Below are 26426 nucleotides of genomic sequence, written 5' to 3'. Positions count from 1 at the left end.
CCGGGCGCGTGACAGGAAGCGGCATCCGCTGTCACCTTGATGCCGCCGTCATCCCTGGCCCCGAGGGCCGCGCCGGCGGCACGATTGCCGGTGAACAGGGCCCCGCCGTCGTGCCGGGCCCGTGCCGCCCCGCCGGCCGTGCCCCCGCGAAAGGGCACCTCGACAAGGGATTAGCCATGTCTGCTTCACTTCGCCGCGTTCTCGTGCTCGGCTGCGGCCTGATCGGCACCTCCGTCGCGCTCGCGCTGCGCGACGCCGGAGTCCGCGTCCGTCTGGCCGACCGGGACGCCCGCGCCCTGCGTCTCGCCGAGCGTATGGGCGCGGGACTGCCGTACCGCCCCGGCGACCCCGCCGCCGACGTCGTGGTCGTCGCCACCCCGCCGTCCGCGGTGCCCGCCGTGCTGCGCGAGGCCCAGGACCGCGGGCTCGGCGCCGTGTACACCGATGTGGCCAGCACCAAGGGGCGGGTCCTCGCCGAGGTGGAGGCGGCCGGGTGCGACCTCGCGACGTACGTCCCCGGCCATCCGATGGCCGGCGGCGAGTCCTCCGGCCCCGGTGCGGCCCGGGCGAATCTGTTCGCCGGGCGGAGCTGGGCCCTGTGCCCGCATCCGGCCACGGCGCCGAAGGCGCTGGCCGCGGTCGGCGAACTGGTGCGGCTGTGCGGGGCGGAGCGCGTCGTGCTGACCGCGGGCAGGCACGACCGGATCGCCGCCGTGGTCTCGCACGCGCCTCATCTGGTGTCCGCCGCGATCGCGGCCAGGCTCGCGGACGCCGACGGAACCACGCTTTCCCTGGTAGGCCAGGGCCTGCGCGACGTGACCAGGATCGCGGCCGGCGCGCCCGGGCTGTGGTGCGACATCCTCGGCCAGAACGCGGAGGCCGTCGCGACCGTCCTGGAGGCGGTCGTGGAGGACCTCGCGAAGGCCGCGGCCGCGCTGCGCAGTCAGGGCGGCCACGTGGACGGCCCGCTCGCGGATCTGCTCGTCAGGGGCAACCGCGGTCGTGACCTCATCGCCGGCGGCGACCTGTCCGCGCCGCGGCGGCTCGCCGCATGACGGTTCCGATTCCGTGGTCCCGCCGCTACCGCGACGGGACCACGGTCTTTTCCGCCGCCCGGAGGGTACGGAGCTCGGCGCCGAGCGCGTCGACGGCGGCGGTCAACTGCGCGTCCGACAGGTACGGCGCGGGGCCGAGCCGCAGGTACTCGCCGCGGCTGTCGGTCAGCACGCCCCGGGCCGCCAGGCCCTCGCGCAGCCGGGCGGCGTACGGCGAGCGGAGCGCGAGGAAGCCCCCGAAGTCCTCCGGGGCGCCGCGGCGGTCGCGGCTGATCAGGTCCTCCGGGGCGTCGAGCGCGTCGAAACGCTCGGCCAGCAGCCCGACCTGACGCAGCGAGACCTCCCGGAGGAACCGCGGGGTGAGCCCCTGCTCGGCGAAGAACCGGAACACCCGGGCCGCGCGGTAGTGGCTCACCGGGTCGTACGTCGAGCCCGCGAAGCGGGCCGCGCCGGCCGGATAGCCCACCTCGCCGCCGCGTGGCGCGGCGTCCAGCTCGGCGAACTCGGCGAACCAGCCGGTGATCACGGGCCGCAGCGTGGCGGCGTGCGGGGGGATCCGCAGGAAGCAGTTGCCCTCGCCGAGCTGGAGATACTTGTACCCGCCGCCGACCACCCAGGCGGACTCGAGCTCGGCCGAGGAGAACGGCACGGCGCCGAGGGCGTGGTAGGCGTCGACGAGCAGCTCAACCCCCCGCCGGCGGCACTCCGCGGCGAGCCGGGCGAGCCCGGGCACGACGCGCGCGGTCTCGAAGAGGACCGCCGACACCAGGACGGCGGCGGTCCGGTCGTCCACGGCGTCGGCCATCCGCTCGGCGAGGGCGTCCACGGGCTCGGCCGGGACCCGGACGACCTCGACGCCCTCCTCCGCCAGCCGGCCGAGCTGCCGGCGCATCGTGTGGAACTCCCCGTCGCTGGTCACCAGCCGCGGGCGGCCGCACAGGTCCAGCGCGGACAGGAAGCGCAGCAGGAGCTCGTGCGTGGAGCCGCCGAGGGCGAGCTCGGCCGACGAATCGTGCAGGAACCCCCGCAAGCCCCGCCTCACCTGCTCCGCCTTCTCCATGGCGCGGCCCCACTTGGCGTCCGCGTCCCCGGCGGCGTCGTGGAAGGCCTCTATCTGGCCTTCCAGCGCCACGTCGGGCCACGCCTGATGCGAGTGGCCGGTCAGCAGGAGGCGCCGCTCGACCCCGAACATCGAGTAGTGGGGGGCGAGCCGTGCGGACTGGTCGTCGTTCGCCGTGCGGTTCATCCGGCGTCTCCTTTCACCGGGGCCGCGCGACGGCGGCCGGGGTCGATTCCGGCGAGGCCGGGTCGATCTCGCCGAGGTCCCGCAGGGCACGGCGGTCCACCTTGCCCGAGGCGGTGTGGGGCAGCGCGTCGACGAAGCGGACGTCGCGGGGGTACTTGCGCGGTGCGAGCCGGGCGCGGACGAAGTCCTGGAGCTCCGTCGCCGTGACCGGGCCGCGGCGGACCACGTACGCCCTCGGCCGGGTCAGGCCGCCCTCCCGGTAGCCCACCACCGCGCACTCCCGCACCGCGGGGTGGGTGCGCAGGCAGCCTTCGATCTCGGCGGGCGCCACGTAGACACCGCCGACCTTCAGCAGGTCGTCGATCCGCCCACGGTATTCGAAGGTGCCGTCGGCGTTCCGGACGACCAGGTCGCTGGACCGGACGGTGCGCTCGCCGACGAACGTGGCGGCGGTCTTGCCCGGCTCACGCCAGTAGCCGAGCGCCACCGGCGCGCCGGTGATCTCCAGCCGGCCGACCTCGCCGTCGGGGACCTCCCTGCCGTCACCGTCCACCACACGCGCGCTGTACCCGGGGACGACCTGCCCCAGACTGCCGGGCCGCGAACGGCCCGGGCGGTTCGACAGGAAGATGTGGTACGCCTCGGAGGAGCCGATGCCGTCGACGACCTCCACGCCGAACGTGTCCAGCCACCTGCGGTGCAGGTCGGCGGGCAGTTCCTCGCCGGCGGACGTGCACAGCCGCAGGCAGCTGAGGTCCTGCTCGGCGGCCGCGGGATGGGCGACCATGGCCGCCATCATCGTCGGGACGTTGACCAGGATCGTGGGACGATACTTCGCGATCAGCTCGAAGATCAGCTCGGGTGTGCTGCGCTCGGGGAAGGCTATTCCGGCCGCGCCCGCGCCGAAGGGGAACAGCGCGGCGAGGTCCCTGGCGTAGCCGAAGAAGAGCTTGGGCACCGGCAGCACGAGGTCGTCAGGGCCCAGGCCCAGCACGTCTCGCGCGTACCACTCGTAACTCAGCAGCGGAGCGCGCGCCGGGAGCAGGCACGCCTTGGGCGCACCCGTGCTGCCGGTGGTGAACTTCCAGATCGCGACGTCGTCGGGGGCGACCGGGACGGGGTCGAGTTCGCCGGGCTGGGCCGCCACGAGCGTCTCGAAGTGGTGCTCGCCCTCCCGCAGTTCCTCCGGGCGCACCCCGGTCACCAGCAGGCCGCGCACTCCCGCCGCCCGCAGCCGCTCCAGCGTCTGCCCGTCGGCGATCACCACCGCCGGCTCGGCGTACTCCGCGTAGTACCGGTAGTCCTTCGGCTGGAGGTAGGTGTAGACCTCCGCGGTGATCGCGCCGATGCGCTGCGCTCCGTACCACGCCGCCACGAACTCCATTCCGTCGCCCAGCGCCAGGAGCACCCGGTCGCCCCGCCGCACGCCGAGGCTCCGCAGCGCGTTGCCCACCTGGCACGCCAGGGTCCGCAGCCGGTCGTAGGTGACCGGGCCTGCCGCGGTGACCAACGCCGTACGCGTCGGATCATTGCGGTCCAGGAAATGCGCGGAGATATTGAATTCGGCGGGGAAGGATCCTTCTCCGATAATTGACGCGAGGGGCGGGTTGTCCAGGACCGTCATTTCCAGCACACCTTTCCTCGAACCGGCGTCGTTTGTCCTGCACCATTCACGGTGCTCCGCGCCGGCCCCGGCGACCAGGAGAATCGGCGGCAGCAAGATGCCCGCGGCCGTCACCTTCCTGCCATCCCGAATAGGCGGCCGGGGTGTGTTCTCGCAGATTGCTGGACCTTCCGGCCCGCGTTGACGGGTCCCTCTATCGGTGGCTTCACTGGGTTTGCACCGGTATGTGCGGTCCGCGGATACGAGCCAGGTGCCGGAAACCGGGGGCGGCCCCGCCACCGGCGGTTCCGGCCGTCACGTCCGGGGTCCGTGACGAGGAGGGACGGATGGCCACTACCCCTGTAGGCTCCCGGTCCGCGACCGCGGGCGACCGGCCGGGGCGTGCCGGCGAGGTCGCCGAGTGCCTGCGCGGGGTGTATCTCGCGTACGCCGAAGGGCCGGAGTCCGGCGCCGTCACCGTCGTCGCCGCCTTCTCCGAAGAGGCCGCCCTCGCTCACGCGCGGACACGGGCCGCGGCCCTGGAGGCCCTCTACGAGACGCCGCCGGTCGCGCCCCCCTCCCCGGCGGGCGCACGGCGGCTGACCCTGGCCGACTTCGTGGCGGAGCGGCCGGCCGTGGACGTCTCGGCCCCCGTGCCCGGTGTCGGCCTGCTCAGCCGCGACCGCTACCTGCTGCCCGCCGAGATCGTACGGATCGGCGGGCGGGACCGCGGGGTCGAGCCCACGCTCGTGGGGGTGGTGGAGAAGGACGTCGGCGCGGCCGTGGCCGACCTCCTGGCGCACGACGTGGTCATCCGCTGGTGGGAGAGCCCGCGGACCCCGCTCCTGCGGGTGTCGGAGCACCTGGGCGGCCTGCTCCCGCCGGGCGTCCTGCCCGCCGCGAGCGCCCTCGGCCTGCGGGTGTCGGGGTTCGTGCTTCCCGGCGCCGGCTTCCGCATCGGCCTGGTCGGCGTGAGCGGCGACGGGACGACGGTGGCGGCGGCGGCGGGCCGCACCGTGGAGGCCGCGATCGGCGAGGCCTTCCTGCGGGCGATGGCGGCCCGGGCCCAGCCGTGGGCCACGCTGCCGGTGACGGACTCCCTGCGGCGGCTCACCGTCTGGCACCGGGAGACCGACTACCTGACTTATCTGGAGCGCTCGGCCGTCGACGCCGACCCCGCGGCCCTCGACGACCCGGCGCCGGGTGAGGGCGCGCCCGGCTGGCCGGACATCGCCTGCCGCCGGTTCGGCCACGAGCCGGTCGTCGTCGGGCGGGGAACGCCGGGCGGGCCGGTCAAGGTGGTGTGCCCCGGCGCGGCCTGCTACCGCGCGGCGCCGCCCGGTCCCATGTTGCCCTGCCCCGTGCCCTAGAGAGCGTGCCGTGTCACCCCACTCGCCGAACCGGTCCCTGCCCGGCGTGTTCACCCGTCCGGCCGCGCCGCCGGATCACGTGATCCGCTACGGCGATCACGCGGACCAGGTCATCGACGTGCGACGGGAGGGAGCCCGTCCTGACGCGCCCGTCGTCGTCCTGCTGCACGGCGGCTTCTGGCAGGCGGCGTACGACCGGTGCCACACCCGGCCGATGGCCGACGATCTGGCGCGCCGGGGCTACGTCGTGTGCACGCCGGAGTATCGGAGGGTCGGGCAGCCGGGCGGCGGCTACCCGGGGACCTTCGACGACGTCGCCGCCGCGGTCGACGCCGTGCTGGCGGACCCCCCGGCCGGCGGTCCCGTCGTGCTCGCCGGTCACTCGGCCGGGGGGCACCTGGCGATGTGGGCGGCTCTGCGGCACCGGCTGCCCGTCGCGTCGCGCTGGTACGCCGGGCCGCCCGCCCGAGAGGGTGCCCGGGGGCACGTGCTCGGGTGCGTCGCGCTGGCCCCGGTGGCCGACCTCGGCGGCGCGATAGCGGCGGGACTGGGCGACGGCGCCTGTCGCGACCTGATCGGCGGCCGCCTCGATCGGCTCGCCGAGACCGATCCGATGCGCCTGCTGCCCTACGGTCGCGGCCGGCTCGTCATCGTGCACGGCGCCGAGGACCGGGTGGTGCCGGTCGATATCGCCCGGCGCTTCGCGGCGCGGGAGCCGTCCACGACATTCGTCGAGTTACGGGACACCGGGCATTTCGGGCTGATCGACCCGCTTTCCCGGTCGTGGCCGAGCGTCGTGGACGCCATCGGCTCGGTCGCGCGACCGTCCCGCTGACCCGGCCGGTCGATCCCTCCGGACGTCTCAGTTCCCCCGGTTGCCCGCGGGGGCGCGGTCGCGTCCGTACACCAGGCACCACAACATCCTGTTGAACTGCTCGCGCTCGTCGGGGGTCAGGGGCGTGAGGAAGTCGTCGAGGGCGCCGAGCATGGCCGGACCGAGTTCGTGCCGCAACAGCGACTCGCCTTCGCCCGTGAGCACGATCGCGTATTTGCGCCGGTCGCCGGGGTCCCGGGAGCGCCGTACGAGACCCAGCCGCTCCAGCCCGTCGACCACGCTGACCATCGTCGTCCGGTCGATGCCGTGGGCGCGGGCGAGCTGTTGCTGTGACTGCGGCCCCATCGCGTCGATGGCGGTGAGCACGATGAAGTCCTTCGACTTCAGCCCGAAGGGCTCCATGGCGGACTCGAAGATCTCGGCGAACAGAGTGCCGGCCCTGCTCATCAGGACGCTGGTCGAACTGGAGAGGAGAGCAGGCGGGCCGCCGGGCGCGGAAAGATCGATGCGTGGGGAATCAGTGCTCACATATGTCCCTTCGATCGCCAATCGGCAGAGGCTGTGCGCGAAGCGTCCATATCAAGCGGTGCCTATATATCGAGAGAGTGTCACATGTGTTCTTTGCCTTGCGCAACGGCGAGGTGAAAACCGTCAGTTAGGCTGATTGACCGCATCCTGATCGTCAGTAATACTGATGATTGGTGGAGTGGGGAGTGCACGTGCGCCCACTCCGGTGAGGAGAGACACCATGGCCATGTCGAGGCCGACGGGGAGATCCGGACCGGACGGCGGCATCACCTGGGACGAGGCGCAGGAGTCCCCGGTCGTCTCGGACGAGGCGGGCGCGCCGGACGAACGCCGGGGCTGAACCGGAGGCGGGCGCGGAAGAAGAACGCTCAACCGCGTTCTTGCGCAGTTTGTCACGCCATCCCTGGGCGGCAATTTGCGATAAAAGCGGACTATCTACCTCTTGATAGTTTGTAGATGCGCATACTGCCGTTCATCCAGTGGGGCCGGCGTCCCACCACCCCTGTCGGCGGGCGGGGCTGAGTGCATGCCGGAGGTGTGTCATGGACATTTCCGTCATCGGTGTCTCGCCCGAGGGGGTGGAGCTCTACCGATACTTCCTTCGGCACCGTGGCGAGGGGGTCAGCGACGCGCGCCAGGCGCTCGGGCTGGATCCCGACACCGTCGAGGCCGCCGTCGAGGAGTTGGAGAGGCTGTCCCTGCTCGACCTGAGGGACCGGCACAGGGTGGTCGCCACCGAGCCGAGGGTGGGCATCGAACGCCTCGTGGAACAGCGCCTCAACGAGCTCAACGCGGAGATCCGGCGCGTCCTCGCGGCCCGGGACGCCATCGCCGTCTTCATGGAGGACCAGCAGCAGGGGGACCGCTCGGCGTCCGCGCTCGACATCGAGCGCGTGGAAGGTCTGGAACGCGTCCGGGAGCGCCTCGACGACCTGGGCTTCTTCTGCTACAAGGAGACTCTCTGCCTGCATCCCGGCGGGCCGCTGTCGCGTGGCGCCATCCAGACGGCGATGCCGCTCGACACCCGATCCCTCCGGCGCGGCCTCGCGGTCAAGGCCGTCTACCATCCCAAGGCGCTGGACGACTCCCTGATGGCCGCCTACCTCCGCGACATCGTCGCCCTGGGCGGTCAGGTGCGCATCACCGAGGAGCCGATGGACCGCATGGTCGTCTTCGACCGGAGTGTGGCCGTCGTGCCGATCCATCCCAAGGAGTCGGCGCGGGGTGCGCTCCTGGTGCGGGAGCCGGGACTGGTCTCCCAGCTCGTCACCTATTTCGACGGCGTCTGGGATGCGGCGACGGATTTCCGGGAGTACACGGAGCCGTCCAAGGAACCACCGCTGCTGTCCGATCTGGAAAGGCGGGTGCTCGCCGTCATGGCGACCGCCGACAAGGACGAGATAGCCGCCCGCGAAATCGACGTCTCCGTACGGACCTACCGCCGATACGTGGCTGATCTCATGGCGCGCCTCGGAGCGGTCAACCGGTTCCAGGCGGCGCTGCGGGCCAAAGAGGAGAACTGGATCTGAGGCCGGAGCCGCGGCAGGCCGAGGGCTCGGCCGCTCGGTGGCCGCGGGCCGTCGCCTGCGTGCCCGTCTCCGTCGCGTCTCGCTGAGCCGCGTTTCGCCGAACCGTGCCCCGCAGGGGCGTACGGCCGGGGCCGGGCGCTCACCCGCCCGGGGCCGCGTCAGTCCCAGGTGGTGCCGTTCGAGGTGGTGGGGGACGGGCTGGGCAGCGGGGCGGAGTTCGAGTTCGTGGACCCGGCCGCGGACGCCGTGTCCCAGGTGGTGCCGTTCGAGGTGGTGGGGGACGGGCTGGGCAGGGGGGCGGAGTTCGAGTTCGTGGACCCGGTGGCGGAGGGCGCGTCCCAGGTGGTGCCGTTCGAGGTGGTGGGGGACGGGCTGGGCAGCGGGGCGGAGTTCGAGTTCGTGGACCCGGCCGCGGACGCCGTGTCCCAGGTGGTGCCGGCGGCGGCGGGCCCGGCCATGAGCCCGCAGGCGAGGACGCCGGCGGCGACGGCGGTCGACCACTTGGCGGCGACGGTGATCCGGGCCCGGAGGGAGGTCGTCTTCTTCATGTCACTCACGCTTCCTTCGTTTCGTCGGGTTAAGCTCGCACAACCAACTCTGCGCTGGCCGCAGGGCTGTGACCAGGCAAAACGGCGTCAGCATGCTGCAGGCCCGTGGCAGCTTCCTGCCATCGGCGAGGGGTGAAAGCACTCGGGAAGGTGACAGCGGACGACGCCCCGACCTTGACTGGATGACGTGGGAAGAGATGCGGCGATGCTGGTCAGCGTCACCGGCGGCACCGGATTCGCCGGAGGTCACCCGGTCGCGGCGATCGCGGCGGCGGGTCACCGGACGCGGGCGCCGGTCCGCGGGCGCGGCCGCTTGCCCGACCGCCAGGCCGGCCCGGTCCGGCCCCTGAATGCCGAAGCCTGCACCGCCACGGTGGGGGAGGAGCGCACGTGACCGCCTCGGAGCTCGATTTCGTCCTGGTGTCCCTGCCCGAACCCGGCGGGCCCGGCGGACGTGGCAGGATCCTGCAGCCCGCCCCCCAGCCGCGCGGACAGGAGCCGCCGCGGCGGAGGTCCATGCGCCTGCTGCGCGAAGAGCACGAGAACCGGCGCGAGGAGATCCTCGCCGGCGACCGCAAGGCCGTCGACCGCCAGCACGCCCTCGGCAAGCGCACGGCCCGCGAACGGCTCGACCTGCTGCTCGACGAGGGCTCGTTCGTGGAGATCGACATGTTCCGGCGGCACCAGGCCCACGGGCTGGGCATGGAGAAGCGCCGCCCGGCCACCGACGGCGTGGTCACCGGCTCGGGGACGATCCACGGCCGCCGCGTCTTCGTGTACGCGCAGGACTTCACCATCTTCGGCGGCTCACTCGGCGAGGCCCACGCACGGAAGATCCACAAGGTGATGGATCTGGCCATCTCCACCGGCTCGCCCTTCATCGGGCTCAACGACAGCGGCGGCGCCCGGATCCAGGAGGGCGCGCTGTCCCTCAACGGCTACGGCGGCATCTTCCGGCGCAACGTCCAGGCATCGGGCGTGATCCCGCAGATCAGCGTCGTGCTCGGCCCCTGCGCCGGCGGCGCGGCCTACTCCACCGCGCTGGCCGACTTCACCTTCATGGTCGACGGCCCGGCCCAGCTCTACCTCACCGGGCCCGACGTCGTGGAGGCGGTGACCGGGCAGCGCATCAGCCACGCCGAGCTCGGCGGCGCGCAGGTCCACGGGACCCGGTCGGGCGTGGCGACGTTCGTGCACGACGACGAGGAGAGCTGCCTGGAGGACGTCCGCTACCTGGTGTCGATGCTGCCCGGCAACAACCTGGAGCTGCCCCCGCGGGCGCCCTCGCGCGGCGCGGCCGACGACCCCAGGCCCCGGCTGGCCGAGATCGTCCCGCCCGAGCCGAACAAGCCGTACGACATGCGCGACGTCGTCGCCGAGGTGGTGGACGACGGTGAATTCCTGGAACTGCACGAGAACTGGGCGGGCAACGTCATCTGCGCGCTGGCCAGGATCGACGGTGAGGTGGTCGGCGTCGTCGCCAACCAGCCGCTGGTGCTGGCCGGCGTGCTGGACGTCGCCGCCTCGCAGAAGGCCGCCCGGTTCGTGCGGTTCTGCGACGCGTTCAGCATCCCGCTGGTGACGCTGGTCGACGTGCCGGGCTTCCTCCCGGGCGCCGACCAGGAGTACGCCGGCATCATCCGGCACGGCGCCAAGCTGCTGTACGCCTACTGCGAGGCGACCGTTCCCCGCATCCAGGTCATCCTGCGCAAGGCGTACGGCGGCGCGTACATCGTGATGGATTCCAGGTCCATCGGGGCCGACCTGTCCCTGGCGTGGCCCACGAACGAGATCGCGGTGATGGGCGCCGAGGGCGCGGTCAACGTCGTCTACCGCAAGGAACTGGCCGCCGCCGCCGATCCCGCCGGGCGGCGGGCGGAGCTGCTCGACGACTACACCGAGGAGCTCGTCCACCCCTACTACGCCGCGGAGCGGGGGCTGGTCGACGACGTCATCGACCCGGTGCACACCCGTTCGGCGGTCGCCCGCGGCCTGGCCATGCTGCGCGACAAGCGCGCGCCCGCCGCGCAGCGCAAGCACGGGAACGTGCCTCTGTAAGCCGTACGGCCGTCTCCTGACGCCCGGACCCCGCCCTCGGCGGGCCGGGCGTTTCGGCGTGCCCTCGCCGCACCTCCCGTTGGCAGCTTGCGGTTACCCGCGTGCAGCTTGCTGCCTTCCCCGAGCCTGGTAACCGGCGGTCCCCCGGAGCACAGTGATGGTGTGAGGATCGCAGGTCAGAGCGGCTGGAGGCGAGAGAAGGTTCGTAGGTCATGCTCTATCAACTGACGATGCGGCGGAGCGCACCGTGGTCCGCGCCGACTTCACCGGTCGACGGAATCCGGGTGCTGGCTCTACTGCCGCGGCAATGGCAAAAGGATCTGAGTCAGGTGGCCGGCGAGATCGTCATCCGGATCCGCGCCGGCGAGGAGACGACGAGCGAGGAGGTCCACGCCGAGGTGGAGCGGGCCCTCGCCAGTTCGGAGCTCAGTCATCTGGAACTGGTGGCCTGCCGCCCCGTGGCGGCCGGCCTTCCGGAGTAACGGCTACGAGAGGAGAAGATTCGATGGTTGTCTCCGTCTTGCGTACGGGCGAGTGTCACGTGTGGTGGGCCGATCCGCGGCACGAGACGATCGACACCCTGACCGAGCCGCTCAGCGTCGCCGAGCTGGAGCGGGCCGCGCGTTTCCGGCGCGACCAGGACCGCCGCCGGTTCCTGACCGGCGCCCGCCTGCTGCGGCTGGCGGCGGGGGCCCGGCTCGGCATCAGCCCGGGGAACGTGGTGGTCGACCGGACGTGCCCGGACTGCGACAAGCACCACGGCCGGCCGAGCATCCGGGCGGGCGGGACCGTCCTGCACGCTTCCGTCTCCCACTCCGGGGACCGCGTCGCGGTGGCCCTGACCTCGGAGGCGCCCCTCGGGGTCGACGTGGAGGAGCTGGTGCCCGCGGGCTCGGTGGAGGACCTGGTGCAGTGCGCGCTCACCCCGCGCGAGCGGGATGTCGTGCTGGCCCTGCCGGAGCACGAGCAGTACGAGGCTTTCGTCCGCATTTGGGTGTGTAAGGAGGCGGCGCTCAAGGCCACCGGGCACGGCCTGCGCATCTCGCCGGACCTCGTCGAGTTCGACCTCACGGGGGACCCCCCGACGCTGCTGCGCTGGCCGCTGGACATCCCTCCCGAGACGGTGCGCATCCACCGGCTCGACCCCGGTCCCGGATACCTCGGAGTCGTCGCCCTGCTCACCGGGGACCGCGACGTCGAGGTCGTGGAGACGCGCCAGGTCCGCCGCGAGCAGCTGTCCGTCGTCCCGCTGCCCGCGGCCGCGTGACAACGGCATGACAACGGGCCCCGTGAAGGGCCCGCCCCATGAGAGCCGCATGAGGACCGGCGGCATGAGAAGCAGTCGTGCGAGAAGAAGAGGATATGAGTCACCGTGAAGACCTTCGTTCTGATCCCCGGTCCCTGGATGGGGGCGTGGGCGTGGGAGCCGGTGGCGCGGCGCCTGCGCGGCCTCGGCCACCACGCCCTTCCCGTCACGCTGCCCGGCCTGTCGAGCGCGGACACGGACGTCTCGAACGTCGGCCTGGAGACGCACGTCGAGACCGTCCTGTCGCTCCTGGAGGCCCGGGACCTCCACGACGTGATCGTCGTGGGCCACAGCTACTCGGGCATCGTGGCCGGCCAGGTGGCCGACCGGGCGTTCGACCGGGTGGCGCAGACGGTGTTCGTCGAGGGGTTCCTGCCGCACGACGGCAAGTCGATGCTGCACGCCTTCCCGGAGCGCCAGCACGCCGCGGAACTGCGGCTCATCGCGGACAACAACGGGCGCTGGCCGGCGCCCGACGCCCAGATCGTGGCGGAGGGCCAGGGACTGTCGCTGCGGCAGGCGCGCCGGCTGACCGAGCGTTTCGTCGGTCACCCGGGGCGCACCATCGCCGAGCCCGCCGTGCTGACCCGGCCGCTGGCGCACCAGCGGGCGACTTACGTCGTGTGCGCCAAGGAACACTTCGACGGCAGCGTCTCCGAGGACGTGCGCGCCATGCGCGGCCTGCCGAACTGGCGGTTCGAGACCCTCGACACCGGGCACTGGCCGATGATCTCGACGCCCGGACGGCTCGCGGGGCTGCTGCACCGGGTCGCCGCCGACCGGTGACCGGCCCGGCACCCGGCTCCCCGTCCGGCCCCCGTCCGGCGCGCCGCCCCGGTAATCGCCCTCATCCGGGGTAACTTCGGCATCATGGCCACCCGTACGTCCGGACAGGGGTCCGGCAAGCGCCCCGCGTCGCGCTCCGGATCCCGTACGGCTTCCCCGAAGCGATCCCCGGCGGGTTCCCGAGGCAGGGCCGCGCCCAGGCCCGCGCCCAAGCGGCCGGTCGCCACCGGCCAGGACCCGGTCAGCTGGTTCTTCCTCATCATCGGCAAGATCTTCATCAGCATGTGGATGCTGGTGGCGAACGGCGTCGGCAAGGCCGCGCGGGGGCTCGGCCAGGGCGCCCGCGACCTCGATCCCGTGCACCGCCGCGACGGGCAGGGCCTGTCGGTGCTCGCGGGCGCCATCGTGCTCGCCGCCCTGACCTGGCGGGACACCAAGACGGGTTTCGCCGCCTTCGTCGACGCCGTGGTGCGCGGGACGGTGGGGGCGCTCGCCTGGGGGGTGCCCGTGCTGCTCGCGCTGCTCGCCTGGCGGCTGCTGCGCCACCCCGACCAGAACGCCGAGACCGGCAGGATGGGCATCGGCTGGACCGCGCTGCTGGCCGGGATCCTCGGTATCGTGCACGTCGCGCACGGCACGCCGTACCCCTCGGGCGGGCCCGAGGACGGCATGGACAACGTGTCGGCGGCGGGCGGCATGATCGGTTTCATCGTCTCGGCTCCGCCGTCGAGCATCCTGCCGGCGTTCATCACGATCCCGCTGCTGCTGATGCTGTCCGGCTTCGGCCTGCTGGTGATCACCGCGACGCCGGTCCACCGCATCCCCGAGCGCCTCGCCGAGATCCAGCACATGCTCTTCCAGCGGCCGGAGGAGACCGGGGAGCCCCGCAAGGGCCCGGCGCCGGCCAGGAAGCGCACGCGCAAGCAGCAGGGCGGCGGGCGCGACGCGGTCGAGGGCGGCGACGGCGTCAAGCCGTACGACACGCCCGTGCTGGCGGAGAAGGACCACGCACCGGAGATCGTCCCCGGCCTGGTGGACGAGGTCACGGAGTCGGCCGAGCCGACCGAGCCGGAGATGCGGCTCCCCAAGCCGGCGCCGCAGCCTCCGCTGCCGACGCCCGCGCCGCGCAAGGTGGAGCAGCTCGTCCTGTCCAGCCAGGAGGGGCCCTACACGCTGCCGGACCTGGCGATGCTGCGGCCGGGCAGCGCCCCCAAGCAGGAGACCAAGGCCAACCGGACGGTCGTGAACGCGCTGACCAGCGTGCTGGAGCAGTTCTCCATCGACGCGCAGGTCGTCGGGTTCACCCGGGGCCCGACGGTGACCCGGTACGAGATCGAGCTGGGCCCGGCCGTCAAGGTCGAGAAGGTCACCGCGCTCACCAAGAACATCGCCTACGCCGTCAAGTCCGCCGACGTGCGGATCCTGTCGCCGATCCCCGGCAAGTCGGCGATCGGCGTGGAGATCCCCAACGTCGACAAGGACCTCGTGTCCCTCGGCGACGTGCTGCGCTCGCAGGTGGCCCAGGCCGACCACCACCCGATGATCGTCGGGCTCGGCAAGGACGTCGAGGGCCGCACCATCGTGGCCAACCTGGCCAAGATGCCGCACATCCTCATCGCGGGCGCCACCGGCGCGGGAAAGTCGACGTGCATCAACGGGCTGATCTCCTCGATCCTGCTGCGGGCCACGCCCGACGAGGTCCGCATGGTGCTGGTCGACCCCAAACGGGTGGAGCTCAGCGCGTACGAGGGCATCCCGCACCTCATCACGCCCATCATCACCAACCCGAAGAAGGCCGCCGAGGCCCTCGAATGGGTGGTGGGCGAGATGGACCGGAGGTACGACGACCTCGCGGCCAGCGGCTTCCGGCACGTGGACGACTTCAACAAGGCCGTGCGCGCGGGCAAGCTGGTGCCGCCGCCGGGCAGCGAGCGCGTCTACCAGCCGTACCCCTATCTGCTGGTGATCGTGGACGAGCTGGCCGACCTGATGATGGTGGCGCCGCGCGACGTGGAGGACTCGATCGTCCGCATCACGCAGCTGGCCCGTGCCGCCGGCATCCACCTGGTCATCGCCACCCAGCGGCCGTCCGTGGACGTCGTCACCGGGTTGATCAAGGCGAACGTGCCCTCGCGGCTGGCGTTCGCGACCTCCTCGCTCGCCGACTCGCGGGTCATCCTCGACCAGCCCGGCGCCGAGAAGCTCGTCGGGCAGGGCGACGCGCTGTTCCTGCCGATGGGCGCGAGCAAGCCGATGCGGCTGCAGAACGCCTTCATCTCCGAGAAGGAGATCGCGGAGGTCGTCACCCACTGCAAGGCCCAGATGCAGGCCGAGTACCGGGAGGACGTCGCCGCGCCCGCCGCCGCGAAGCGGGAGATCGACGAGGAGATCGGCGACGACCTCGACCTGCTGGTCCAGGCGGCCGAGCTGATCGTGTCGACCCAGTTCGGCTCCACGTCCATGCTCCAGCGCAAGCTGCGGGTCGGCTTCGCCAAGGCAGGCCGCCTGATGGACCTGCTGGAGAGCCGCAACGTGGTCGGCCCGAGCGAGGGGTCCAAGGCCAGGGAGGTGCTGGTCAAGCCCGACGAGCTGCCCGGCCTGCTCGCCGAGCTGCGCGGGGAGTCGTAAGGCCGCCGCCCGCTGTCAGGCCGGTCCGGCCCCCGGCGCGGGGGCCGGCCGGCGCGCCACGCCCTCGTACCGCTGCCGCATGAGCGGCCCGGCGGCGGGCCCGGCGGCGAAGACATGGCCGGGACCGTCGACGCGCTCGCCCGTGTGGGCGTCGACGACCACGGGCTCGGCCTCCCGGCCGGTCCGCGCGTCCACGAGGATCATCGCCCGCTCTTCCGGGGCCAGCTGCGCGTTCCGCCAGGCCGCGAGCGCGACGAGCACCGGCCGCAGCGACCGCCCGAGGTCGGTGAGCACGTACTCGTACCGGACCGGCCGTTCCTGGTAGGGCCTGCGCTCCAGGATGCCGCGATCGACGAGGCTCTTCAGGCGCGTGGTGAGCATGCTCGACGACAGGCCGATGTTGGCCTGGAACTCGTCGAAGCGGGTGTACCCGTCGAAGCAGTCGTGCAGGATCAGCACGGTCCACCACTCGCCCACGACGCCCATCGTCGCGGACAGGGGACACTCACGATCTTCAAGCCGGATCTTGCTGACCATGTCCATCCCCTTCGGTCGATTGACTGCTATGTTAGCAGTTACTGGTAACTGCTAAGACCGAAGTCACTCGTAGGAGCCCGCCATGACGAACTCGCCGCTCGCCGGATGCCCCGACGCCGTGCGCGCCTATCTGAGCCTGACCGCCGCCGGCGACCGCGCCGCCGCCGTGGTGTGCTTCGCCGAGACCGCGCACGTCGTCGACGACGGGCGCGACTACCGGGGCACGGAGGACATCAGGGGGTGGCTCGACCGTGTCGCGGGCCGGTACACCTACACCACGACACCGCTGTCCGCCCGCACCGTGGACGCCGTGGCCGGCCGTACGGTCGTGACGTGCAGGCTGGAGGGCGCGTTCCCGGGCAGTCCCGTGGACCTCGACTATCGCTTCGACCTCGACGCCGCGGGGCGGATCTCCCGTCTGGAGATCGTCGTCTCCCGTCCCGCCCCCGAAACCGCTATGGAGGTGACAGGGTAGTTGCTCCGAGTCCCGCCATGGGTACCCTCCGTAGTCAGTTACTGATTGAATGTGACTAACTACGCATCGTGGGGCGAGCTGGACGACGGTGCGCTTGCAGACAGGGGGGCGGAACGATGAGCGTAGGTGCTGTTTTGGCCGAAGCCCGTGAGCGCGCCGGGCTGACCGTGCGTCAGCTCGGCGAGCGCACGCGGATCCGCGAGACCGTCATCGAACGCTTCGAGCGGGACGACTTCTCGGTGGGTGACTTCTACGCGCGCGGGCACATCCGGACCATCGCCTCCGATCTCGGCCTGGACCCGGACGAGGTCCTGCGGCAGTACGAGCAGGAGAACGCCGACGGCGCGTCACCGGTCAGGGCGTCGGCCGTGTTCAGGGGCGACGTGGGCGAGCGGGCCCGCAGGGCCCCCGGCTGGACGAAGGCCGCCGCGGTCGCCCTGGCCGTCGTCGTGGTCGTCGTCGTCGCGCGGATGCTCGGAGGCTCCGGCGAGAAAGCGGGCCCGACGGCCGCCCAGCTTCCGGTGACCGCGCCGCACGCGCACGAGCGGCAGGAGAAGGGCCACGACAGGAAGACCCTCGAGGAGGCCTTCGGGCCCGGCCGCGTCGTGGTGAAGGTCACCACGCGCAAGCCGGCCTACGTCGACGTCAAGGACGCCAAGGGCAAGGAGATCTTCCGGGGGACGCTGCCCGAGGGGAAGACCACGACCTATTCGGCCAAGGACAAGGTGCGGATGGTCATCGGCGACGCCGGGGCGGTCCGCCTGGAGGTCAACGGAAGGGACCTGGGAACCCCGGGCAGGGACGGCCAGATGATCCGCCGCACCTTCGAGGCGGGCGGCCCGAGTCCCCGTTAATCGCCGACTGCCGATACCGTAGTTCGCATCATGTCTTCTCGCCGAACCGTATCGCTGATCACGCTGGGCTGCGCCCGCAACGAGGTCGACTCCGAGGAGCTGGCCGCGCGCCTGGAGGCCGCCGGCTGGCACACCGGCGACGACGATCCCGACGTCGTCGTCGTCAACACGTGCGGCTTCATCGATTCGGCGAAGAAGGACTCCATCGACACCCTGCTCGCCGCGGCCGACTCGGGCGCGAAGGTGGTGGCGGCGGGCTGCATGGCCGAGCGATACGGCGCGCAGCTCGCCGACGCCCTGCCCGAGGCGACCGTCATCTCCTTCGACGACTACGCGGAGATCGGGGAGCGTCTCGACGACGTGCTCGCGGGCAGGCCGCTGGTCCCGCACTCGCCCCGGGACCGCCGCACGCTCCTGCCGATCACGCCCGTGGAGCGCTCGGCCGCCCGGGCGCACATCCCCGGCCACGGCCAGGACGACGCGCTCCCGGCGGGCGTGGCCCCCGCCAGCGGCCCGCGCACGCTGCGCAAACGGCTCACCGGCGGCCCGGTCGCGTCCCTCAAGCTCGCGTCGGGCTGCGACCGGCGCTGCACGTTCTGCGCGATCCCGGCCTTCCGCGGCTCGTACGTCTCGCGCCGGCCGGAGGACCTGCTGGCCGAGGCCGCCTGGCTGGCCGGACAGGGCGTCAAGGAGCTCGTGCTGGTCAGCGAGAACTCCACGTCGTACGGCAAGGACCTGGGCGATCTGCGCGCCCTCGAGAAGCTGCTGCCCCCGCTGGCCGCGACCGAGGGCATCGAGCGGGTCCGCGTCAGCTACCTGCAGCCCGCCGAGCTGCGGCCCGGGCTGCTCGACGTGATCGCCTCCACCGAGGGGATCGCGCCCTACTTCGATCTGTCCTTCCAGCACGCGAGCGGCACCGTGCTGCGGCGGATGCGGCGCTTCGGCGACCCGAAGAGGTTCCTCGACCTGCTCGCGCAGATCCGCGACCGCGCGCCCGAGGCGGGCGTCAGGTCGAACTTCATCGTGGGGTTCCCCGGGGAGACCCAGGAGGAGTTCGACGAGCTGGTGAGCTTCCTCGAGGAGGCCAGGCTGGACGTCATCGGCGTCTTCGGCTACTCCGACGAAGAAGGCACCGAGGCGTACGGCTTCGAGGGCAAGCTCGACCAGGACGTGGTCGACGAGCGCGTCGCGACGCTGACCGAGCTCGCCGAGGAGCTGACCGCCCAGCGGGCCGAGGAGCGCATCGGCACCGAGCTGGAGGTCCTGATCGAGGAGGACCTCGGCGACGGCGGCTACGAGGGCCGTGCGGCGCACCAGGGGCCCGAGGTGGACGGGGCGGTCACGGTCCAGGGCATCGGCCTGGTCCCCGGCCAGATCGTCCAGGCGGTCGCCGTCGACTCCGAGGGGGTCGACCTCATCGCCCGGATCAAGGCAGGCACATGACGGAGCGCGGTGAGCCGCCGGTGGACGTGGCGGGCCCGGGAGAGGTGACACCTGAGCCCGCGGCGCCGCCGGTCGCCGCCGTGCCCCCCGCCGTGCCCGCCGCCGCGCCGGTGGCGACCCCGGCGCCCGCCCCGCAGGCCGGGTCCGGCCTTTCCCAGGAGCCTGACGCCGTGCCCGTCGGCGGGCCGGCGGGCGCGGGGGAGCAGGCGGGAGGCCCGCGGGCCGACGGCCGCACCGCGCCGGAGCCGCCGTCCGCGGGCGTCGCCGGAGAGGCCCCGGCGCACCGTGTCAGCACCTGGAACATCGCGAACGCCCTGACCATCGCCCGGCTGGCGATCGTCCCCGTCTTCACCGTCTTCCTGTTCGTCGAGGGGCAGGCCTGGCGCCTGGCGGCCCTCGGCGTCTTCCTGCTCGCGTCCCTCACCGACCAGCTCGACGGCTGGCTCGCCAGGAAGTACGCGTTGATCACGGACTTCGGCAAGATCGCCGACCCGATCGCGGACAAGGCGCTCATCGGCGCCGCCCTGCTCAGCCTCTCCTACCTCGGCGAGATCCCGTGGTGGGTCACCCTGGTGATCATCGCCCGTGAGGCGGGGGTGACGCTGCTGCGCTTCCTCGTGATCAGGCACGGGGTTATCCCGGCCAGTTACGGGGGCAAGGTGAAGACCGTGTTGCAGATCGTGGCCATCGCCCTCTACATCGTGCCGGGCGTGCCCGACCTGGTCAGGTGGGCGGTCATGGGCCTCGCCCTGCTGGTCACGGTGGGGACCGGGGCCGACTACGTGGTGCGGGCGGTGCGGCTGCGGCAGGTGGCGAGGAGCGCGCGGACCTCATGATGGGCCTGGCGAGCGAGGTGCTGTCCCTGCTGGTCCGGCAGGGCGTGACGGCCGCCGTGGCGGAGTCGCTCACGGGCGGCCTGATCGGGGCCACGATGACCGGCCCGATGGGGGCCTCGGCCGCGTTCCGGGGCGGGGTGATCGCCTATGCCACGGACCTCAAGGCGAGCCTCCTCGACGTCCCCTCCGGCCTCCTCGACAGGGAGGGGGCGGTGCATCCCGAGGTGGCCGCGGCCATGGCCGCCGGAGTGCGGAAACTCACCGACGCCGACTACGGCCTGGCGGTGACCGGGGTCGCGGGCCCCGACCCGCAGGACGGCAAGCCGGTCGGCACGGTCCACATCGCGCTGTCGGGACCGGGTGAGCGCATCTGGCACCGCGACCTGCGCTTGACCGGGGACAGGGACTCGATCAGAAACACCACTTGTCAGGAGGCGTTGAAGCTGCTGGAAGGTGTGCTGAAGGCAAATCTTGGGGAACATTGAGGGTGATTACCGCGTTACGTCCCCAGCGAACATGCTCGCCTCGGTCTGCCGCGGTGTCGCCCTCTACAGGTACGGTGGAGCTGTGAGTGAGGTCCGTGAGCCATCGGCGAGGAGCAAGACAGGCACACGCCCGGCGAAGGGGCCGAGCGAACCGATGATGACGGCGAGGCGTATGTACGAAGGGCAGATGAAGAAGGGGCGGCATGAGCCCACCGCGCGAGGCGTCGTGAAGGCGCCCCCCCTGGGGAGGGAGCGACAGATGATCCTGCTGCGTCAGCTGCTCGGTGACGTGCTGCGGCGGCTGAGGGTGCGGCAGAATCGCACCCTTCGCGAGGTCTCCACGTTGGCGCGTGTCTCACTCGGCTACCTGTCCGAGGTCGAGCGCGGTCAGAAGGAAGCCTCCTCCGAGTTGCTCGCCTCGATCTGTGGCGCGCTCGGGGTCCCGCTGTCCCAGGTGTTGCGTGAGGTGTCCGACCAGTTCGCGCTGGCCGAGCTGCAGGCCGCCCCCGTGCTTGCGGAAGTGCCCGAGCACGAGCGCCTGCCCATCCCCGAGACCGTGCCCGCGGGGCCGGAGTTCGAGGGCTTCCCCGAGGTCAAGGACATGGTCGCCGCCTAGGCGGCGTGTTTCCGCCCCGCCGCACCGGCGGAGGCGTCCCCGCAACTTCGCCTGGCCGGTCCGCCCGGGTCGGCCGATGGTAAGGCGTGGCCCGTGCTCGCAGTCCGGATCGTCCCGGACCCGGGCGCCTGTCCCGATCCCATGGGCGGGTGCCTGGCCCACGCAGGCCCTTTTCCGTTCCCCGTCGCATTGTTTCCGCCGGCCGCGTCCGTCCGGCCCGATGTCTCCCCGCCCGCGGCCCAGTGTTCGCGGCTCAAGTGTTCACGGTCCCGTTGTCGGCGTTTCCCGGTGTTCGGGGTCCGCGCCGTGGGCCGGTCAGTCCCGCTGGCAGGCGGGGCACCAGTAGATCAGCCGCTCGGACGGCTGAGGTCCCATCTCCCCGCGGCCGATCGGCGTGCCGCAGCGGCGGCAGGGGCGGCGCGCCCTGCCGTACACGAGCAGCGACCGCCCCGGGCGCGGGTCGCCCGTCGTCACCGGGAGCGGCGCGTCCTTGCTCGCGTCCATCAGGCGGTGGGCGGTCGAGACCAGCGCCTCCAGCTCGTCCTGCGGGATCGACCCCACCGGACGCCACGGCGACACCCGCGCGGCGTACAGCGTCTCGGCCCGCCAGATCGTCCCGATGCCCGCCAGGTCGCGCTGGTCGAGCAGCGCCTCCCCGATCGTCCGCGCAGGGGCGCGCAGCAGGTTCCGTACGGCCAGGGCGGCGTCCCAGTCCGAACCGAGCAGGTCCGGGCCGAGGTGCCCGACGACCCGCTCCTCGCGGTCGGTGGGCACGAGATCGACCATCCCCAGCCGCGTGCCGACCGCCTGCCACTCGCTGTTGGCGAGGATCAGCCGGACCACGTCCCCCCGGGGTGTGGGCCGGCCCGCCGGGTCCACCCGCCAGCTTCCCTCCATGCGCAGGTGGGTGTGGACGGTGAGCCCGCCCTCCACCCGGGTCAGGAGGTGCTTGCCGCGCGAGATCGTCGTCATCACGGTCCGGCCGCGCAGGTCGGCGGTGGCGTAACGGGGCACCCGGAAGTCGCTGCGGGTCAGCCTCCGGCCGTCGAGGGCCTGCCTGAGCCGCTTGGCGGTCCGGTAGACGGCGTCACCCTCCGGCACGGCTCTCCTCCCGTGAGGATCGGGGACGGGCGGCTCACACGGGCATGTGCGAGTCCCACGCCGCCGGGTCGGCGGCCAGCTCGGTCACCCGCGGCGGCAGCTCGCCCTTGGCGATCTGCTCCAGGGTGACCTCCTCGAGGATGGCCCGCTCGCTCGCCCGCAGCGCGATCCACACCTGCTGGAGCGCCTGCGCGGCGCCCTGGTAGCCGACGTGCTCGGGCCGCTCGCCCCGCACGTTGGCCAGTGGTCCGTCCACCGCGCGGATGACGTCGGCGAGCGAGATCTGACTGGCCGGCCGTGCCAGGACATAGCCCCCCTCTGGGCCCCGCTGACCGCGCACCAGCCCGGCGCGCCGCATCTGCAGCAGGATGTTCTCCAGGTATTTGGGGGGCATCTCCTGCTCCTTGGCCAGCTCGCCCACCGTGGTGGGTCCCTCACCCGCCGCGGCGAGTTCGGCGGCGGCACGGAGGGCGTAGTCGACACGGGCAGAAAGTCGCATGTAGTCGATTATCCCGCCTGGTTGACCTCGGTAGGACGCCCGCCCACCATTACGGCGCCGGGCGGGCCTGATCCAGACGCAGCCGTACGACGACGGGGAGGTGGTCGGAGAACGGCACGCGGGGCGCCTCCGCGGCCACCGCCGTGATCCCCGCCGAGATCAGGACGTGGTCGATGCGCCGCACGGGAGCGTCGGCGGGCGAGGTCGGCGGGTCGCCGAAGGCCCGCAGCGGGTCGGACAGGCCCGCGGCCTCCAGCACGCGCATCCGGGGGTCGGACGGCGTCGTGTTGAGGTCTCCCGCCACGATCACCGGGCGCGGATCGGCCACGCCGACCCCGGGCGGGAGAGCGGCGGCGGCGAGCCGCCGGGCGATCGACGCCACCTCGGGCGCCTGCCCGCGCGGCTCCTGCAGGTGGGTGTTCACGATGCCCACCTCGTGGTCGCCGACCTCCAGCACGATCGACTGGGCCTGTGCGCCGGTCGGGTACCCGTGCCGGCCCAGCCGGGTCGAGCCGATCTCGGCGACGGGGAGGTTCGTGAGCAGCGCGTCGCCCCAGAGGCGGTCCGCGGCGGGCGCGAAGTAGTAGCGCATGCCCAGGCCGCGGGCGATCCTCGCCAGGTCGTCGTGCCCGCCGTTCAGCAGCCAGCCCCGGTCCACCTCGCTGAGCAGCACCACGTCGGGGCGCCGTGTCGCGGCCCAGGCGGCGACGCGGTCGAGGTCGAGCCGCCCGCTCAGCCCGAAGCCCATCCGGATGTTGTACGCCACCAGCGTGAACTCGTTCCCGCCGATCGGCCGTTCGGCGGGGAGCGGCCGCCAGGTGAGGAGGCCGGTCAGCAGGGCCAGTGACACGGTGATCGAGCCCCAGCGGCGTGGCGCCCGCCGTGCGGGGGCGGACCGGTGCCGCCGGCCCCGCCGCGTGGCGACGGCGGCGACCAGGGCGGCCACCGCCACCGGGACCAGCGCGTTGGGAAACCCGAGGTCGGTGTCGAAGGCCGCGTAGTAGAGGAACGCCGCGACCAGGAACACGAACATCCCGCCCAGCACCGCGACGCCCTGGCGTCCGCCCCCGCTCTCCGCGGTGGCGGCCGTGCGCAGCCCGGCGGCGCCGGCGCAGGCGCCGAGGGCGACGGTCGCCACGAGGGCCGGGAGGCCCTGCACGCCGGCCTCCGCGGCCGCCACCCCGGCGACCAGGAAGAGCCCCGCCGTCCAGCCCCACGACGTCGTCCAGGCGTACACGACGGCCATGCACAGCGCGACGGCCTGGAGCGTGACCGACAGGGCCGTGAAGGGGGCGGTGTGCTGTCCGGTGTCCTGCGCGAGCATGGCCGGTCCGCCGCAGTACAGGCCCGCGAGCAGGAGCGTCGGGCCGAAGGCGAACCACACGGCCGCCGGTGCGGGGGCGGGCGACGCGGGCGAGAGCCGTACGGACCACAGGAAGACGACGCAGAGCGCGGCGACGGCGAGCCAGGGCAGCGGCCCGTCCCGCCAGACGAGGTCCATCCGGTCGAGGGCCAGATGGACGATCGACGCGCCGGCCAGGCCGCCGGTCAGCCCCGCCGGCACCCACGTGCCCGCCGCCGTCCGCGCGCAGCCGTACAGGAAGACCAGGCCCGCCGTGACGCCGGCGGAGGCGAGCAGCAGCTGGGGCGTCCCCCCGTCGGCGGCCTGCAGGCCGAGCCGGGCCGCGGCGAGCGCCACCGCGCCCGCCGCCCTGACCAGCCGGGGCGACGCGAGCCGCGCCGCGGGGACGGCGGCGAACGGCAGGACGAACCACAGCGCGGCGTACGCCCCCATGCTCGCGGGGGCGGTCTCGCCCGCCCTGCCGTACAGGGTGATGAGGGACGGCAGGAACACCCGCACCACGTCGAACAGCAGCACGACACCGGTCACGAGCATGACCGGCGTCCACCGGGGATCGGGCAGTCCGCGGCGCGGCGTGGCGTGCGTCTGCGGGGCCGTCTCGGTCATGGCGCTCCCTCCGAGCCTCATATGAGGCATCCTCATGAACAGTGGGAGCGTTACCAATACGTTCGACCTGGGGCGTTCCCCGCGCTCCCCGGCTCGCTAAGCTTGCTGGAAACCTTGTTGTTCATTCACGGGCGCACATGGTCGAAGCGCCACCGGGGGCCGAGCGAACCGGCGGGGCGTGGGCAGGCGCACGACGGCGAGCCGGAGACTCAGACGATGGGAAGCAGGAGCATGGAGCGACGTCCTGGCGTGCCCCGGCTGCTCCGGGAGATCAACGACCGGGCCGCCCTCGAACTGCTGCTCGCCTCGGGTCCCCTGACGCGCGGCCAGATCGGCGAGCTCACCGGCCTGTCCAAGGTCACCGCGTCCCAGACGCTGGCACGTCTCGAGGAGCGCGGCCTGGTGGAGGTCGTGGGGGAGCAGGCGGGCAACCGGGGTCCCAACGCCGCGTTGTACGGCGTGATCGCCTCCTGCGCGTACGTCGCCGGGCTCGACGTGGGCCCCGATCGGGTGTCGGCGGCGATCGCCGACATCAACGGCGACGTGGTGGCCGAGGTGACGGCCTCTCCCGAGGGGCAGGACGACCCCGTGTCGCTCGTGCACACGGCTGTGGTGAAGGCCTGCAGGAGCGCGAAGGTGGCGCTGTCGCGGCTGCGCGGCGTCGTGATCGGCACGCCCGGCGTCGTGGATCCCCGCACCGGGGACGTGCGGTTCTCCTTCGACCTGCCGCAGTGGCACGAGGGCATCCACGAGGCGCTCGCGCGCGACCTGCGCCGGGACGTCACGATCGAGAACGACGTCAACCTCGCCGCGATCGCCGAACGCGCGAAGGGCGCCGCCCGGGAGGCGGACGACTTCGTGCTCGTGTGGGTGGGCCGGGGCATCGGCCTCGCCGTCGTGCTGGGCGGGCGGCTGCACCGCGGCAGGTCGGGCAGCGCGGGGGAGATCGGCTATCTCCCGGTGCCCGGGGTGCCGCTCGCCGACGACGTCAGGGCGGTTCCCGGGCGCCTGCCGTCGCTCGGAGGCGGCCTGCAGTCGCTGGTCAGCTCCGAGGCCGTCACCGAGCTGGCCCGTCAGCACGGCTTCGCCGGGGACACCGCCGCCGACTGCGTGACCGCGGCCGTCGCGGCCGGGGCCGCGGGCGAGCCGCTGCTCGACGAGGTCGCCTCCAGGCTCGCCCTCGGCGTGGCGTCGGTGAGCGTGGTGCTCGACCCCGGCCTCGTGGTGCTGGCCGGTGAGGTCTGCCGGGCCGGCGGAGTGGCGCTGACCGCCCGCGTGGAGGACGCGGTCGCGCGCATCTGCCCCGTTCCGCCGCAGGTCGTCACGAGCGGGGTGGAGGGCAACCCGGTGCTGCGCGGCGCCGTGCTCGCCGCACTCGAGCAGGCCCGCGAGGAGATCTTCCTGGCATAGGGAGTGTCTCCCCGTCCACGCCTCGGCGATCGCAGCGCCTGCGATCCGTCATGTCCCGTGGCCCGCGAGGGCGATGCCGGTGACACCGCCTACCGGCGGAGCGCCGGATAGGACCGGCGGTGAGAGCCCGCAGGTCCTATCCGGACGGGTGACATCCGGTCGATCTCGCCTCCGCGGCCGTCGGCGAGGCATGTTCTCCGCGCCCGCACGGCGTCGTTCGTCCCGGCCATGGCAGGCGCCGGAACCTCGGTTCGGACGTACGACGGCGTCGCCGTCACATGCCGTGCATGGAGTGGCCCTGCATGTCGCCCGCGGAGGGGCTCGGGGTGCCGCTCGTCGAGTGAGCCTGCATCTCGTCCATGGAGTGGCCGGGCACGTGCCCGTCCTCGTCGGTCACCCAGAACGTGCCGGCCATCCCCATGTCGGAGTGGCTCTGCACGTGGCAGTGGTACATCCACATGCCGGGGCCGACGCGCTCGCCGGCGATCACCTGGAAGCCGAACGACTCGGCGGGTCCCGTGGTTTTGGTGTCGATGACCCGGCTCTGGTCCTGCGGACCTTGCAGCAGGCCGGTGCGGTTGTCGGCCCAGCGGTGTCCGTGGATGTGGAAGGTGTGGAAAAAGTTCCCGTGAGTGATCACGACGAACTCCACCCGCTCGCCGAGCTTGGCGGTGAAGTCGGGCGCCTGCGTGAGGTTGTTGGTCTTCAC

General features: G+C 72.6%; 26 protein-coding genes. 17 read left to right on the top strand and 9 right to left on the bottom strand.

Annotated features, from left to right (window positions below):
- Window positions 1-176 precede the first annotated feature (176 nt).
- Window positions 177-1055, top strand: a complete 879-nt coding sequence (locus tag AAH991_RS32735; RefSeq protein WP_346229793.1) for a prephenate dehydrogenase — start codon at window positions 177-179, stop codon at window positions 1053-1055.
- Window positions 1056-1080: 25 nt separating this feature from the next.
- Here the strand turns inward: AAH991_RS32735 and AAH991_RS32730 are convergent, their stop codons facing one another.
- A complete protein-coding gene (locus tag AAH991_RS32730) occupies window positions 1081-2301 on the bottom strand; it encodes an aminotransferase class V-fold PLP-dependent enzyme (protein WP_346229792.1) in 1221 nt (406 codons plus the stop codon).
- A gap of 13 nt (window positions 2302-2314) precedes the next feature.
- Window positions 2315-3925 (bottom strand): benzoate-CoA ligase family protein, encoded by a 1611-nt coding sequence (locus tag AAH991_RS32725; protein WP_346229791.1) that lies wholly within the window; start codon window positions 3923-3925, stop codon window positions 2315-2317.
- A 326-nt stretch (window positions 3926-4251) separates the two neighbouring features.
- Here AAH991_RS32725 and AAH991_RS32720 point away from each other — a divergent pair, with 326 nt between their 5' ends.
- Complete coding sequence (locus AAH991_RS32720; RefSeq protein ID WP_346229790.1) at window positions 4252-5274, top strand: hypothetical protein; 1023 nt, start codon at window positions 4252-4254, stop codon at window positions 5272-5274.
- Between the two features lie 10 nt (window positions 5275-5284).
- Entirely contained in the window at window positions 5285-6109 is an 825-nt protein-coding gene (locus AAH991_RS32715; protein ID WP_346229789.1) for an alpha/beta hydrolase, read from the top strand.
- A 27-nt stretch (window positions 6110-6136) separates the two neighbouring features.
- Here AAH991_RS32715 and AAH991_RS32710 read toward each other — a convergent pair whose 3' ends face one another.
- Complete coding sequence (locus tag AAH991_RS32710; RefSeq protein ID WP_346229788.1) at window positions 6137-6637, bottom strand: MarR family winged helix-turn-helix transcriptional regulator; 501 nt, start codon at window positions 6635-6637, stop codon at window positions 6137-6139.
- Between the two features lie 542 nt (window positions 6638-7179).
- Here AAH991_RS32710 and AAH991_RS32705 point away from each other — a divergent pair.
- Window positions 7180-8166: a DUF6879 family protein gene (locus AAH991_RS32705; protein WP_346229787.1), complete on the top strand. Its 987-nt coding sequence runs from the start codon at window positions 7180-7182 to the stop codon at window positions 8164-8166.
- A gap of 158 nt (window positions 8167-8324) precedes the next feature.
- Here AAH991_RS32705 and AAH991_RS32700 read toward each other — a convergent pair whose 3' ends face one another.
- On the bottom strand, window positions 8325-8714 hold the full coding sequence (locus tag AAH991_RS32700) for a hypothetical protein (RefSeq protein WP_346229786.1): 390 nt from the start codon (window positions 8712-8714) through the stop codon (window positions 8325-8327).
- A 187-nt stretch (window positions 8715-8901) separates the two neighbouring features.
- On the opposite strand from AAH991_RS32700, the gene AAH991_RS32695 reads away from it, so the two are divergent.
- The 6 genes from AAH991_RS32695 (at window position 8902) to AAH991_RS32670 (ending at window position 15492) form a co-directional block, all read left to right on the top strand.
- The gene (locus AAH991_RS32695) at window positions 8902-9108 is read left to right on the top strand and encodes a hypothetical protein (protein WP_346229785.1); all 207 of its coding nucleotides are present in this window, start codon (window positions 8902-8904) and stop codon (window positions 9106-9108) included.
- Window positions 9105-10772 (top strand): acyl-CoA carboxylase subunit beta, encoded by a 1668-nt coding sequence (locus AAH991_RS32690; protein WP_346229784.1) that lies wholly within the window; start codon window positions 9105-9107, stop codon window positions 10770-10772. Before AAH991_RS32695 ends, AAH991_RS32690 begins: the two co-directional genes overlap by 4 nt.
- Before the next feature lie 212 nt (window positions 10773-10984).
- Entirely contained in the window at window positions 10985-11254 is a 270-nt protein-coding gene (locus tag AAH991_RS32685; protein WP_346229783.1) for a hypothetical protein, read from the top strand.
- A 23-nt stretch (window positions 11255-11277) separates the two neighbouring features.
- On the top strand, window positions 11278-12039 hold the full coding sequence (locus AAH991_RS32680) for a 4'-phosphopantetheinyl transferase family protein (protein WP_346229782.1): 762 nt from the start codon (window positions 11278-11280) through the stop codon (window positions 12037-12039).
- A gap of 105 nt (window positions 12040-12144) precedes the next feature.
- Window positions 12145-12864 carry an alpha/beta fold hydrolase gene (locus AAH991_RS32675; protein WP_346229781.1) on the top strand — a complete coding sequence of 240 codons (720 nt, stop codon included), beginning with the start codon at window positions 12145-12147 and terminating at the stop codon, window positions 12862-12864.
- 84 nt (window positions 12865-12948) lie between these two features.
- Window positions 12949-15492 (top strand): DNA translocase FtsK, encoded by a 2544-nt coding sequence (locus AAH991_RS32670; protein WP_346229780.1) that lies wholly within the window; start codon window positions 12949-12951, stop codon window positions 15490-15492.
- A 15-nt stretch (window positions 15493-15507) separates the two neighbouring features.
- Here AAH991_RS32670 and AAH991_RS32665 read toward each other — a convergent pair whose 3' ends face one another.
- Window positions 15508-16029, bottom strand: a complete 522-nt coding sequence (locus AAH991_RS32665) for a winged helix-turn-helix transcriptional regulator (protein WP_346229779.1) — start codon at window positions 16027-16029, stop codon at window positions 15508-15510.
- A gap of 82 nt (window positions 16030-16111) precedes the next feature.
- Between AAH991_RS32665 and AAH991_RS32660 the strand changes: the two genes are divergently transcribed.
- The 6 genes from AAH991_RS32660 (at window position 16112) to AAH991_RS32635 (ending at window position 20738) form a co-directional block, all read left to right on the top strand.
- On the top strand, window positions 16112-16504 hold the full coding sequence (locus AAH991_RS32660) for a nuclear transport factor 2-like protein (RefSeq protein ID WP_346229778.1): 393 nt from the start codon (window positions 16112-16114) through the stop codon (window positions 16502-16504).
- 134 nt (window positions 16505-16638) lie between these two features.
- Window positions 16639-17358 carry a helix-turn-helix domain-containing protein gene (locus tag AAH991_RS32655; RefSeq protein ID WP_346229777.1) on the top strand — a complete coding sequence of 240 codons (720 nt, stop codon included), beginning with the start codon at window positions 16639-16641 and terminating at the stop codon, window positions 17356-17358.
- 30 nt (window positions 17359-17388) lie between these two features.
- Window positions 17389-18801 carry a 30S ribosomal protein S12 methylthiotransferase RimO gene (gene rimO / locus AAH991_RS32650; protein ID WP_346229776.1) on the top strand — a complete coding sequence of 471 codons (1413 nt, stop codon included), beginning with the start codon at window positions 17389-17391 and terminating at the stop codon, window positions 18799-18801.
- Window positions 18798-19637 (top strand): CDP-diacylglycerol--glycerol-3-phosphate 3-phosphatidyltransferase, encoded by an 840-nt coding sequence (pgsA, locus tag AAH991_RS32645; protein WP_346229775.1) that lies wholly within the window; start codon window positions 18798-18800, stop codon window positions 19635-19637. Before rimO ends, pgsA begins: the two co-directional genes overlap by 4 nt.
- The gene (locus tag AAH991_RS32640; protein ID WP_346229774.1) at window positions 19634-20122 is read left to right on the top strand and encodes a CinA family protein; all 489 of its coding nucleotides are present in this window, start codon (window positions 19634-19636) and stop codon (window positions 20120-20122) included. Before pgsA ends, AAH991_RS32640 begins: the two co-directional genes overlap by 4 nt.
- Window positions 20123-20381: 259 nt before the next feature.
- Window positions 20382-20738: a helix-turn-helix domain-containing protein gene (locus tag AAH991_RS32635; protein WP_139576123.1), complete on the top strand. Its 357-nt coding sequence runs from the start codon at window positions 20382-20384 to the stop codon at window positions 20736-20738.
- 315 nt (window positions 20739-21053) lie between these two features.
- Here AAH991_RS32635 and AAH991_RS32630 read toward each other — a convergent pair whose 3' ends face one another.
- The 3 genes from AAH991_RS32630 to AAH991_RS32620 are packed head-to-tail and all read right to left on the bottom strand — an operon-like array spanning window position 21054 to window position 24307.
- On the bottom strand, window positions 21054-21839 hold the full coding sequence (locus AAH991_RS32630) for a DNA-formamidopyrimidine glycosylase family protein (RefSeq protein WP_346229773.1): 786 nt from the start codon (window positions 21837-21839) through the stop codon (window positions 21054-21056).
- A 34-nt stretch (window positions 21840-21873) separates the two neighbouring features.
- Entirely contained in the window at window positions 21874-22338 is a 465-nt protein-coding gene (locus AAH991_RS32625; protein ID WP_079311982.1) for an RrF2 family transcriptional regulator, read from the bottom strand.
- 49 nt (window positions 22339-22387) lie between these two features.
- Window positions 22388-24307, bottom strand: a complete 1920-nt coding sequence (locus AAH991_RS32620) for an endonuclease/exonuclease/phosphatase family protein (RefSeq protein WP_346229772.1) — start codon at window positions 24305-24307, stop codon at window positions 22388-22390.
- A gap of 231 nt (window positions 24308-24538) precedes the next feature.
- On the opposite strand from AAH991_RS32620, the gene AAH991_RS32615 reads away from it, so the two are divergent.
- Window positions 24539-25717, top strand: coding sequence for an ROK family transcriptional regulator (locus tag AAH991_RS32615; RefSeq protein WP_346229771.1), 1179 nt, complete (start codon window positions 24539-24541; stop codon window positions 25715-25717).
- Between the two features lie 274 nt (window positions 25718-25991).
- Here AAH991_RS32615 and AAH991_RS32610 read toward each other — a convergent pair.
- Window positions 25992-26426: multicopper oxidase domain-containing protein (locus AAH991_RS32610; RefSeq protein ID WP_346229770.1), on the bottom strand; the 435-nt coding region annotated here is incomplete at its 5' end.

It is taken from the genome of Microbispora sp. ZYX-F-249 (assembly GCF_039649665.1).
Taxonomy (GTDB): domain Bacteria; phylum Actinomycetota; class Actinomycetes; order Streptosporangiales; family Streptosporangiaceae; genus Microbispora; species Microbispora maris.
Note: the sequence above shows the minus strand (reverse complement) of the source record. Positions and strands in the feature narration are given on the sequence as shown.